This is a genomic window from Microcoleus sp. Pol12B4 (assembly GCF_036701385.1).
Classification (GTDB): domain Bacteria; phylum Cyanobacteriota; class Cyanobacteriia; order Cyanobacteriales; family Microcoleaceae; genus Microcoleus.
In genome coordinates, this window is the sequence record NZ_JAUBQR010000027.1 from 30,656 (window position 1) to 43,240 (window position 12,585).

At 44.6% G+C, this 12,585-nt stretch carries 8 protein-coding genes, 1 tRNA gene and 1 pseudogene; 4 read left to right on the plus strand and 6 right to left on the minus strand.

The window, feature by feature from the left end:
• Positions 1–996 precede the first annotated feature (996 nt).
• Entirely contained in the window at positions 997–1,410 is a 414-nt protein-coding gene (gene arfB, locus QUA38_RS06175) for an alternative ribosome rescue aminoacyl-tRNA hydrolase ArfB (RefSeq protein WP_333038823.1), read from the plus strand.
• Positions 1,411–1,726: 316 nt separating this feature from the next.
• A pseudogene (locus tag QUA38_RS06180) lies at positions 1,727–2,392 on the plus strand (sulfotransferase family protein).
• Between the two features lie 140 nt (positions 2,393–2,532).
• Here QUA38_RS06180 and QUA38_RS06185 read toward each other — a convergent pair.
• Complete coding sequence (locus QUA38_RS06185; RefSeq protein ID WP_333160137.1) at positions 2,533–2,799, minus strand: helix-turn-helix transcriptional regulator; 267 nt, start codon at positions 2,797–2,799, stop codon at positions 2,533–2,535.
• A gap of 368 nt (positions 2,800–3,167) precedes the next feature.
• Between QUA38_RS06185 and QUA38_RS06190 the strand changes: the two genes are divergently transcribed.
• Positions 3,168–4,166 carry a hypothetical protein gene (locus tag QUA38_RS06190; protein WP_333160139.1) on the plus strand — a complete coding sequence of 333 codons (999 nt, stop codon included), beginning with the start codon at positions 3,168–3,170 and terminating at the stop codon, positions 4,164–4,166.
• 31 nt (positions 4,167–4,197) lie between these two features.
• Positions 4,198–4,335: a hypothetical protein gene (locus QUA38_RS06195; protein ID WP_333160141.1), complete on the plus strand. Its 138-nt coding sequence runs from the start codon at positions 4,198–4,200 to the stop codon at positions 4,333–4,335.
• Positions 4,336–5,031: 696 nt separating this feature from the next.
• Here QUA38_RS06195 and QUA38_RS06200 read toward each other — a convergent pair.
• The 5 genes from QUA38_RS06200 to QUA38_RS06220 all read right to left on the minus strand — a co-directional run bounded on the left by QUA38_RS06200 (position 5,032) and on the right by QUA38_RS06220 (position 12,583).
• Entirely contained in the window at positions 5,032–7,023 is a 1,992-nt protein-coding gene (locus tag QUA38_RS06200; RefSeq protein ID WP_333160143.1) for an ATP-binding protein, read from the minus strand.
• A gap of 620 nt (positions 7,024–7,643) precedes the next feature.
• A complete protein-coding gene (locus tag QUA38_RS06205; RefSeq protein WP_333160145.1) occupies positions 7,644–11,192 on the minus strand; it encodes a PAS domain S-box protein in 3,549 nt (1,182 codons plus the stop codon).
• A 532-nt stretch (positions 11,193–11,724) separates the two neighbouring features.
• Positions 11,725–12,024 (minus strand): Uma2 family endonuclease, encoded by a 300-nt coding sequence (locus QUA38_RS06210; RefSeq protein ID WP_333160148.1) that lies wholly within the window; start codon positions 12,022–12,024, stop codon positions 11,725–11,727.
• A 15-nt stretch (positions 12,025–12,039) separates the two neighbouring features.
• Positions 12,040–12,303: a hypothetical protein gene (locus QUA38_RS06215; protein ID WP_333099595.1), complete on the minus strand. Its 264-nt coding sequence runs from the start codon at positions 12,301–12,303 to the stop codon at positions 12,040–12,042.
• Between the two features lie 206 nt (positions 12,304–12,509).
• Positions 12,510–12,583, minus strand: a tRNA-Val gene (locus QUA38_RS06220).
• Positions 12,584–12,585 lie beyond the last annotated feature (2 nt).

A 12,585-nucleotide genomic window follows, 5' to 3' on the forward strand; every position in this document is an offset into this window, starting at 1 on the left:
AGTTTTGTTACATTCCTCAACTATAAAATCTTTTGACGTTTGTTTTCGAGATATCTTTTAATATATTCGTCGTTAAAGATCGATCGCCTGACTGTTGGAATAATACTTGAACTTGAGTACACACAAAAAGCCCAAGTCCAAGTTATTCAAGTTCAAAGCAAAGATTACCGGGAATCAAAACAATTCAACCTGCACTCGATCCCCACGTTTCCACGGTTTGTTGCAACCCTTCTCGGTAGCTGGGATAGCGTGGAGTCCACCCAAACTGCTTGCGGAATGAGTCGCCCCCAACGGTAGTAGAAAGCTTTAACAAATCCACTTGGGTTTCAGCAGTTAAGGGTTGTCATCTGGCAAAAGGCTGAACTAAGTAAATCAACGTAATTAAAAGTAAAACTATCTCCATCTCCATATGTTATAACCCCGAATTCTTTAAGAATTCGGGGTTCTGGCTATTCTGTTTGCTTGAGGTGGCTTACTTAGAGGCTATTCAGTTTTAGGATTGGACAGGACGCGTTGGGGAAGAGCAAGAACCAGGCTAGTATTAACTTTACGAACTTTAATTTCATAGCTTTTTTCCTCCTTCTTTGTTTTCGTTAGTGGGAGACTGGGTTTTCCTTTTCCGTAGCTCACTAGCTACATCAACAAACGCTATAACAAAATGCGCCCCGCTCTCAGCCTTCCTCCATGCATCCCTCCCTTCCGGGAAGCTTTTGGATCTCAGAAACAAAAAAATTTGTTTGTAGGGATCCTCCTCATAGATTCAACGAACCTATACACTTATTGTAGAGTGCTTTTCATGGATTGAGTAGCGGCGGATAACCGAACATGGCTAGCGCCAAATAAAAGGAAGAATCTAGGCCGTTTTACGGTGGGGAGTTGTCAAATACTAAACTAAGTGCATCATTCGGCGAGTGAAATCGCTGTATAGAGTCAAACTTTCGTCCGCCTCCGCAGACAAGCGAGATCGACCTGTATCATTAATCTCACTGTTGAATCATGCTACAAATTTCTAACACAGTGTTCATAGACGATCGCGAAATCGAGATTAGTGCGATTCGCTCTCAAGGCGCGGGGGGGCAAAATGTAAATAAGGTGGCGAGTGCGATTCACTTGCGCTTTGATATCCCAGCTTCCTCATTGCCCGATCGCTACAAGGAGCGTTTGTTGCAAATCAACGACCAGCGCATCACCTCCGAAGGTGTGATTGTCATCAAAGCTCAGGAACACCGCAGCCAGGAACAAAACCGGGAGGAGGCCTTGAGACGGCTGCAAGAACTGATTAAAAGTGCGATCGTCATACCGAAAAGGCGCAAACCCAGCAAAGCGACTCGTAGTTCCCAGCGCAAGCGTCTCGACAGCAAAACCAAGCGAGGGCAGATTAAAGCTCTGAGAGGGAAAGTCACGGATTGAGGGATGAAAGGGCCTTGTCAGGCTCTAGACATCGATCAGTTGCAGTTAATTTCGGTCGAAATGGATGATTGCAGGCTCGGTTGCAGTTAGTCCTGGGTTTGTGTTGCACTTAATTCTGGCTGAACTGTAATTTCAGTTGCAATTAATCCATCCTCAAAAATCGCAGCATTGCAGGGACAGAGCGTTTAGTGTTGCAGGTCGCTACACATAGGGGAGAAAATCTATAGCCTAGTACCAGAACTGTTGCGCGATCGCCTGATCTACAATTAAGACAGTGGGCTTCGACTTTTAATCGAAGCAGAATCTTGAGGAATTTATGGCAATTAAGGTGATTGGTGCAGGTTTTGGACGAACGGGAACGCTATCTCTCAAAGCTGCTTTAGAAGAACTCGGTTTTAGTAAATGCTACCACATGGCAGAACTTCTAACACACCCTTCTGATGTAAAGTTCTGGGAGGATGCCACTCAAGGAAAACCTGTCAATTGGGATGCTTTGTTTGATGGCTACCAAGCAATAGTAGATTACCCAGGTTATCGTTACTATAGTCAACTTATGCAGCACTATCCTGATGCTAAAGTTCTGTTGAGTATTCGAGATGCAGATAGTTGGTATGAGAGTACCTTGAAAACCATCTACCGAGCAGGGCCAAAAGGTTAGGAGAAGCTAAAGATGGCTTTATCGCTCCCGTTTTCTCCCAAGCTGCGGAGTCTAGTTCGCATCTTCCGCATGGCAGATAAAGATGTTTGGGTGAAGGATTTTCAAGGGAAATTTGAGGATAAGCCCTACGCGATCGGAATTTTCAATCAACACATTGAAGAAGTCAAACGTTTGGTTCCACCAGAGCGGCTGTTAGTTTACCAAGTGAAGGAGGGTTGGGAACCCTTGTGTCACTTCCTTGGCGTATCTGTTCCTCCTGACAAGCCTTTTCCACATCTCAACGATCGCGCCACATTTCAACAGGCATCAAAAGAGCTTTACTAGCATTGAAGTTCCTGCCTAATTAAAAATTACTTATTATCACGATGTACCTTTCCCCCCCTTCCAGCGGTAGGTTCGATCCTGGTCGGGTTAAGGGCGATCAAACTTACAGCCTGACTCAAAATTGTATCAGCAGTAATTTTTTAACTGTTGGTTTGGTTGGATTGCTTCTTCGGGCCAAAACTCTCTGGAAGTTCATCTATTTTTTGTATTTGTAGTTCTCGGCAAATTGCTTTCAACTGTTCGAGAGAAAATTTGGGTTCTGTTGCTCCAGATATCCATCTGTGATAGGTGGCGCGGGGAATGCCACATTTAAAAGCGAACTCATCTTGTGATAAGTCGGTTTTGTGGATTCTTAGGGCTTCCAATGGTGAATTGCCCTCCTGTCTTCGTTCTTTTCTTGATGACATTGGATCGTAAAATCTCATATTGAGATGTCATGCTTGACAAAATTAAATTGACATCTCATAATGAGACAAAGGTGACATGACAAAGGGCGGCTCAGCGAGCCTCGTTTCGTCAAAATGCAGGTTTGAATAACCGCTTTATTTTTCGTGTCTATCAATTGTGCTTGCATAGCCAAGCGTATTGTCGGGGGCAAGGGCGCATACCTCAAGCCTCTTTTCCTCAACGCCGAGGAGGTGATGCCATGTAAAAGGTCGATCGACCTCACAGGACAACACAACTCAAAATTGTATCAAAGATCCAGACCAAAACTTCTCCTTTGCGATCGCACAACTTCCGTGCTATGGTGCCCTTTCTCGAACCATTCCAGATCATGTCCACATCAATTGACAACTTCTACCTAGGCGATGTCGCCTCCAACTTTCACTTTGCAGGCCCGCTGCTAGACTTTGAAGAAGAAATCCAGAATCAATCTCCCTTTCACGATTTAGACTACCTGACAGGCGAAATTAAAAGGGGATTTCTAGACTACGTGCGGCAAGGAATCATGCTGGACGCGATCCGAAAACTGCGATTGTACAAAGACAAGTTCAAAACTTTTAAAAGTTACTGCGAACAAGCTTTAGGCAGGCAGTATTTTTACTGCACGCAAATTATCAAAGCTGCTGGCATTTGCCTGCGCTTAATTAAAGCCGGATTTGAGATTTTGCCTAGCTGCGTCGCTCAAGTTGTCCCTTTGTTCAAACACGCAATTACCGACCAATATGGCGACTGTCGTTTACAGGAAAAGTGGCAAGAAGTTGTCGATGTCATACCAAAAGAAAGGATTACCGCAGTAACTATTGCCGAAACCGTTGACAACAATCCCAACCTCCGGCTCAAACAAATTCGCATTAAAACCGACACCTACGCCCTTTTAACGAAAAAAGCAGCCGCAGCCGGACTGTCAATTTCGGAATTTTTGGCAAGGTTGGTTGGCGAATACAATCCCAGAAATTTAGACCAGCCAGCGGAACATACTCCCGAACAAGAGGAGATTTTAGACCAATTAGACGCGGAGTTTAAGAAGCCGGCCACGGAACCGACTTCAACTTCTGCCCCAGGAAAAGTTAAGTCTAAAGGTTTTGGAGTCAAAGTTGAGCCTAAAGGTGGTAAAAAGGAAGTTAAGGCGAAAACTTCGGAAAGGGAAGTTAAGGCGAAAACTTCGGAAGGTGAAGTTAAGTTCAAAAATCGGCAAAGTGAAATCAAAGCCGAGAAACAGTCGAATTCATTTAATGAGAAAAATCATGAAGTCATCTGCCCAAAATCCAATCATGCGTCAACTGAAATTAATGGAGGTTCAACTGAACGAAATTCAGTGCCACCTTATTAAAGCCACTGTGTTGAATTGGTGGCAAATAGTTTTGCCTGATGGACAAAAAATTGCGATCGAGCACGCGGGCGGCGGACACTGGATTTTTCGGGCTAACGGGCTTGAGAAATCTCATCCAGAAGTGCGACTAGCGGTGTTAAGGGCGATCGCCGAAGGCTGTCGCCGATAAGTTACGCCTAAGGACACGGCGCGGTGCCGTGTCCTGAGATGGACTGGCGGACTGGTGGGCTGGGGGCGATCGGCATTGCTTAAGGTTGCGATCGGAATTTCCCAACTCTTGGGCAAAGTTTAAGGTGCCGGCGTTGTGGGTAGACGGGTGGTGTCAGTATAAAGTTTTTCTACACATGGTCTATTCTCACAAACATGGTTTTATGGCTAAGACGATCGCCGACGCAACTAAAGTAGTATAGATTTTTATATGGAGTAGCTATGCCTTGAAATGAAACTAGCTGACTACATCACTGCTTATAAATACCCCATTAAAAGTAAGGTAGAACTGGTCGCTGAGTTTAAGCCTCACAGAAGAAGGGCGTGCCGAGACGAAGATGCTGTCATTGGTTACGCAGAAGTCAATGGACCCCGCTGATCAGAGAATTATTGGCATGGGACAGCCTGTAGCACCGTTGATTTTTCGCGCTCTTGAACAAAAACCCGATAGTTGGTTTTGGGCGTTGAGGGCAATTACTGCTTATAATCTCGTAAAACCTGAAAAGCGTAGTCGAAGGCCGCAAAGGGCTCAAGCGTGGATACAATGGGAAAAAAAACACGGTTATGAGCGGTAGGTTGGATTACCATAAAATTTTGAGATTTCCTATTGGGGAGATGGTGAAATATCAGAATGTTTTGGATTGCTAACAAAGCCGATTTAAGCTGATTTTGGTGTGCCATATGCTTGAGCTTCGTGAGTAGGTTTGTCTGGATATCGCAACTCCAGTTTACCTGCCTTTACCATCTTGCTAAGAAATCTAGAACGCAGATAGTTAGGAGTGTTATCTAGCAATTCTCCAAGTTCTCTAGTGGTTAAAAACCTGTCCTCACAAAGCTGTAGAATTGTTTGCTCCATGACCTCGTTGGACACTTTTCCCTTCTCTCTAACAGGAGCAGCAATTACTTTGAGCGACTCGAAAGGATCGGAGCTAACCTGCAAACGATCGGAGCTAGCCGGCAAATGATCGGAGCTAGCCGGCAAATGATCGGAGCTAGCAGGCAAATGATCGGAGCTAGCCGGCAAATGATCGGAGCTAGCCGGCAAATAATCGGAGCTAGCTTGCTCTGAATCAAACCCTGACAATACATCTTCCTGAACTTTTTTCTTAGTTAACCCATAAGCTTGACTAACAATGTCAGACTCTATATCAGGAGGTTCACCTGGAAAAAAGTAAAAGGTTCCGCGACTAGCGCCGTCTGACTCCAAGAAGCCATCTTTTACAAGTGCACATAATGCTTTTGTTAAATCGTGTGGATGAGTTGTAGTCATACACTTGAGCCTAGTGTGCGTCACTTTCCCCTCAATGGCTACTGTAGCTAAGGCCAGTCGTTGCTCATTTGATAACTCTCGAAATGATGATCCAAAACGCTCATCTAGTTCTCTTAGAGTTTCCTCTGGTAGGAGGTTGACCATAAGCATTGCCAATAAGGTTTGCTCTGGTTCCACTGTATCTAGTAACTGAGGCAATCGCCAGTGTTGCTGTTTCCAGTTGCGGTAAATTTTTGGAATACCAGAACCCGCCTGTTCACCAAGACCAACAAGCTGAAACATTTTTTGCAAGTTGCGATTACGACAGTCACTGGTACCACCACGCAAGGCATCTTCCAATGGCAATCGCATTGTGCCAGGGTTGCGAAATAAGAACATATCGGGACGCTTAACGATCAAAATCGGTACTCGCCCAGTATAATCTGCGTGGATTAGTGTATTAACTAATGCTTCGCGTAAGGCTTCATGTACTGGTGTTTCGTCTACTCGTTCTGCACCTTTGAGTTTGAATGGTACTTTCAGATCGGAAAATAGCTTTTGAATTACTTTTCGGTAAAAGTCATAAAGGTTGCCTGACCATGTTCCATCAGTAGTAACACGATCTACCCATCTGGCTTCAGTTCTAGGTTCTGGGCGCTCTTGATAATCCACTACATAGTTAGGTACAGCCTCAAGAATTGACGGGAGTTTGCCAAACATCAACAAGCCAGCTAGTGTCAGTCCTTCATCTCCAGTTTGGCGATCGCGCCTCCAACCACCTAGAGAGCGCAGAAATTCTTGATCGTCTAAATCGAGCCAAGGATGAGTAGGCTTGGTCGCCTTAAGCTGATTTCGATAAACTTTTAGAGTATTTTCATCTAAGTCATCGAAACCATATTTTTCTAATAATCGGCTATCTCTTACGTCCTCAACCTGCTCTGCCATCATTCTTTTGACTGTTTCTTCATCGCACAGGTAGTCTCCCTCGTAGTTTCGCCGATAAGTACCTTTTAAAGGATTCTGCCCTCTGTATACTGGGCGTTGCGCTCGGGATGCTCTTGGTACTTGTATGCGAATAACTTGCTTACTTTGTACTTCAATAACATCCACCATCCGATCATTGAGCAAATTAACACTGATCTGCTGGGGATTGTTCAATCCATCCCAGAGTGATTTGAGAACGTGAGGCGGATCGCCAATACCTGTAGCAACAAATTTACCTTTCGGCTTCTCATCAATTCCCAAAAATATTACACCGCCGTAAGTGTTAGCCATAGCAGCGTAAGATTCAAAGAAGCTTTTGGGCAGTTCGCCCTGTCCATCACGACCTGCTGCCTTCTTTGCTTCAATATCACAGCCTTCGGCTAGATCTTCAATGTCCAATATAGATAGGCTAGTCACTGTCGCTCCTCTGCACAACTATCAACATTAACCCCCTCTTATAAAAAATACTATACTATCGAATCCCTCGCGATATTTGATAATCTCCCACTTGGGATTGAGCGACCTAAGCTTGGTGTTAACCCTCTGTTTTCGAGTTTTCCACTCAGATTCTTCCTTCATTTCTGCTGGCTGCAATCAAGCTATAATTTAAGACCGTTCTCACAAAGGCTTATAGCAATCTTGCTCTACCCTGCTAACCTGTTTGCCACACCCTGATCTATCCGATCGCACCAAACCAAAATCACAGGCTAACCAGACATTAAGGATGTGATCGCCCTTGACCTATCAAACTCTAGCCGATCGAGCGATCGCCCTTTAAAATCCCACCATACCATAAACCGCTTCGACGAAACCGGACTCGTAAACTCTGGTTCCTTTTGATTTACACAACTTGACTCGAACAAGTGACCCTACTATGTCAACGTAGTGCTCTAACCAACTGAACTATGCGTCTGTTAATCACTTCAATTCGTGACATTTTCCCAGACTATACTCAAAAGACATCTCCAATAATCAACTTGAAATTCTTGTACCGAGGTAGCTGAATCTTAATTTCCACAGATGTCTAATACTCTGCCTTACTCTATTGGATGAAGCAATTTCTCAATTGTCTCCACTAACGTTTCAGGCTCAACAGGCTTGGGAAGATGTCTGTGAAATCCGGCTGCTAGTGCTTGCTGTTGATTTGCCTCACCTGCATACGCGGTGAGGGCGATCGCGGGAATCTCTCCTCCCTCTTGTGTCGATAGTTGTCTGATTTGACCAATCAACTGATAGCCATCGATTTGTGGCATCCCAATATCAGCAATCAAAACATCTGGCTTAAATTTAGTGAGTTGTTGTAGCGCATCTTTTGCTGAAGATACAGAGATCACTGTGGCTCCCGCTTGCTCCAAAATACATTGAACTAACTCTAAATTGTCTACTTCGTCATCGACGGCCAGGATACATAATCTAGCCAAGGGTGAAGTCTGAGCTTTGAGTGATAGATTATCGTTGCGATCGCTGTTTGCATCATTGCTTCTGGCTAATAAGGGAAGTGTGACAGTAAATGTTGCTCCCTGTCCTTCTCCAAAACTTTCGGCTTTGACAGTTCCACCATGTAGCTCAACGACGTGACGCACGATCGCTAATCCCAGCCCTAACCCACCAAAGGTTCTCGTAATACTGCTATCGGCTTGTCGAAATGTGTCAAATACATAGGGAATAAATTCTGGCTTAATCCCTTTCCCTGTATCCCGGACTTGAATTTGAGCATAGGAATCAATCGTTTTTAGCTCAACTTCAACTCGACCTCCAGTTGGGGTGAACTTAATGGCATTGGTGAGCAAATTCCAGACCACCTGTTGCAATCGGGTAGCATCTCCTAACACATCGCCCACATTTGGTTCTAGCTGAGTTTGAATTTGAATGTTTTTGGCTTCGGCGGCTAAACTAACTGTTTCGATCGCAGCTTTAAGAGTTGTTTTCAAATTAATAGGAGTAGAGTCCAAACTCAGCTTGCCTTGCAGAATGCGAGAAATATCCAGCAAGTCCTCAATCAGTTGAACTTGCAACTGGGTATTGCGTTCGATCGTTTCGAGAGCTACCGCCGTCTTGCTAGAATCCAGGTTTCCCCTTCGCAGCAGTCGAGTCCAACCCAGAATCGGATTCAACGGAGTTCGCAATTCGTGCGACAAGACAGCTAAGAACTCATCTTTAATTCGGTTAGCTGCTTCTGCTTGTGTCCGTGCTTGCAATTCTGACTCATAGAGCCGTGCTCGGTCGATCGACTGCGCCGATTGCTGTGCCAATGCCAAAACGAAAGCCTGATCGCTCTCACAAAGCTGGGGAACTGTGGAAAAACTGAGCGATAGTCCACCAACGGCTTGTCCTTCAATCAACAATGGCACTGAAATCCAGGCTTCTGAACCAACCTTGGCATAAGCTTGTGCTAAATCAGGATAACGGGCAATTCGGTTTTCGATAGTTTCTAGCCAAACAGGTTGCCCAGTTCGCACGGCTTCTGCGAGAGGATAGGGTGCATGAATCGAAAAACTGCGCTGAAATTCTCCTACGTGTTCAAAGCCAATCGATTGAATAATCTCCAGTTCGCTTGCATCTTCGTTTAATACGGCAACCAAACCAGAACTCGCTCCCAGTGCCGACATTCCCTGTTCAATAATGACCTGAGCCACTTGAGCCGAGGTTAGTGATTCAGACACAGCCGTCATCACCGCCAGCAGTCGAGCCGTGCGGTTAGCAGCGAGTTCGGCGGCTAATTTCGCTTGTTGTGTTTCATTATAAAGACGAGCGTTATCAATGGCGATCGCTGCTCGCTGAGCCAAATCTTCAGCCAGGGCAATGTCTTCCAAGCGATACCGGCGATCGGATTCAGTAAACACAAAGGTAATGCTACCCAACACGCGCCCGCGTGCCTGTAGCGGTGCAATGATGCAGGACTTTAATCCAATTCCACGTAAGATTTCCAGGTATTCACCATTCGGCACTGTGGCAACTAACTGTTCATCTGTAATCTCAATCCCAATTTCAACCTTTCCTGTTTGCATGACTTTAGCAATGCCATACCCATCATCGAGATGTCTGGGAAAGCGTTGAGCCAACTCCCAGCCAAACTTCACTTTTTCGGGATCTGAATGAGCAACTGCAACCCGACCAAGTGTGCGATCGTCATTCAGCAGATCGACACTACACCAATCTGCAAAATAAGGAACTGCCAGCTTTGCAACGCTTTGGAGAGTTTGTTCATACTCTAGGGAAGAGGAAAGGACAGCACTCACTTGGGCTAAAAATGCTGATTTTTCCTGAGAAACCTCTGCTAAAGCACGGGCTGCCTGTTCTTGAACAAGCTGTACTCGTTCGTCTTCGGTTTGCTTGCGTTCAGTAATGTCGCTAAAAGCAGCAATGATATTGATAATTTGTCCCTCTGCATCAAACAAAGGGGAAGCATTGATCGAGAGAATCCTGCGAGTTCCATCGGCATGGCTAATGCCATGTTCAATACCATAAACAGGCTCACCTGTTTGCATAACCCTCGCAAACGGCAGTTCATCTTCTGGGAAAGGATGACCTTCCACGGTTGTAATGAACCAGGATGGATCGTTATAGCCTCGCTCCACAATGTCGCTGCTAGTTAATCTTAAAATCCTCTCTGCTGCCCTATTTGCGGCAATAATCTGTCCGGTAGAATCTAAAATAGTGATGCCATCAGGAATAGTTTGGAAGATGCTGGATAATTGCGCTTCACCCTCACGCAGAGCAGTTTCTGCCTGCTTGCGTTGTGTAATGTCGTGCATCACGACAACAGCACCCTGTTTTTCGCCGTTGGCGGCAATAATTGCCTGTCCAGTTGCTAACAGCATTCGCGCAGTTCCCTGCTGCGGAACAATCATCATTTCCACATCACGAACGTTTTGCCCTTGCAATGCCTGGAACAGGGGAATATCCTCTGTATTCATGGGTGTTTTGCCGTCAGGCAAATACAAGTCATAATATTGGGCCCACTGCTCGGGTGGTACTGGCTGTTGAGGTAATCCATGAAAATGTTTAGCTGCTTGGTTAAATACCGTCAATATGCCATCGGCATCGCAAGCCACAATTCCAGCTTGAACGTTGTTTAAAATTGCCGTTAAAAAGTCTTGTTCTTTCTGAAGAGTAGCTTCCACTTCCTGGCACTTGGCGATTTCGGCTTTCAATTGTCGAGCAAGTTGAGATGTTTCAGTCGTGTCTTGGAAGTAAATAAGTAAGCCCTCTTCACTCTTGATGAGGCGAATTATCAAACACTTGTTGAGTGAGGGGTAGTGTTCTTCAAACTCTATTGCAGTTTGCGTTGCGATCGCTCGATGACAATAATTATATAGCTCAGAGGTAAGATCGACCGAAAATATAATCCATATATTTTTGCCTATCAGGTGTTGCCTGTTCCTGTTTAAAAGCTGCTCTGCTTTATGGTTGACATAGGTGCAGTGCCACTCTGAATTAATAGAAATAAAAGCCTCAGCCATGTGATCGACTATCACCGCAAATCGTCGTGCTTCGAGTGCTTGGCAGTCCGTACATAGCTCTTGAGGAAAATTTACAGTAAGCTTTTCTCGATCGTTCAAGGAGTGTGTACGTTCTACATTCATTGCGGTTAGTCCTGCCTATTTACCTATTATGCCAGTTATTGTTAGGGAATCAAGATATAATATGCCCAAAACCTAAGTCATTCAGTGTTTAAGCACACGGGCGATCGCCACTCATGGGACAGCACCGCTAAAAATTCGTCTTGAATCCGGTTAGCGGCTTGTGCTTGAGGCCGTGCAAGACGATCGCATTCTAACTGTTGTTCTCTTTCTTTTTCTGCTTGCTTGCGCTTTGTTCACGGATGGGGATAGTGCCGACGAGAATCGGGCTATCGTTTCTTTAACACCGAACTCATGCAAACTACGCAACTGCCCAGCAACAGCCTCGACGAAACGTGGCGACTGTACTAAATCTCTGGCCTAGACATATTCTGTCATTCCTAATTAATAATGCCAAATCCACCAGTTTGGTTGTAGAAACAACAAAACCCGCTTTGTGGGCGGGTTTTAGGTGACAAAACTGGACTCTAAAAAGTGACCCCTACAATGGCATTGTAGTGCTCTAACCAACTTAGCTATGCGATCGCCTCCGCACTTATCCACCGTTAAAAATTTGCTTAGCGGTCAAATTTAACTCGGGAAACACCGCTGATTCAATCCTTTCCTCTGACCGAAACAGCTTAATTTGATACTCACCATCTACTAACTGATAAACCGATAAAGTAGGCTGTTTAGGATAACCAATATAACGGCTACACCCTAAACCCAAATAATCTACAATCCAATATTTAGGAATGCTTAATGCTTCACACTCAATCATTTTATGTGCACAATCATCCCGCCAATTTGTGCTGACAATTTCAATAATTAATTTAATCGAATTTTCCTGAGTAATAACTGATTCTCTTTCCTATCTAGACTCATTGGCTTCTACGGCTTGTTTATCTAATACAATCACATCTGGATCGTAGCCAGAGTTATCGTTAAATTTAATTGTAGATTCCTTCGGAATAAAGTAAGGAATTTGGTTGTAATCGCCTGATTTACAAACCCAATTCGGTCGCCTGAAAACCCGCACTCGCTGAATGTTTACCAGTTGGATTGGGCATTTCAACCATAAATCCGTTATGTAATTAATAGCGTCCGTTTTCTGGTTTCCATTCCAGGAATTCATCAAAAGTCATTAACTTAGATATTGCTTGAGTCATGGTAAAGTCTCCAATGCTCTAATATCATTAATATCATTTGATTCTGATTCAGTAGGGTGCGTCAGATTTTTAAGTTCATTATCTAACTAATAGGTTAATTGTCTAGGGAAAGAAAAAACTCTCGGTAGGAGGGCAAACCTAAAACCCTTGATTTATAAATGATGGAAATTTATGGACACAACTGGACTCGAACCAGTGACCCCTACGATGTCAACGTAGTGCTCTAACCAACTGAGCTATGCGTCCTC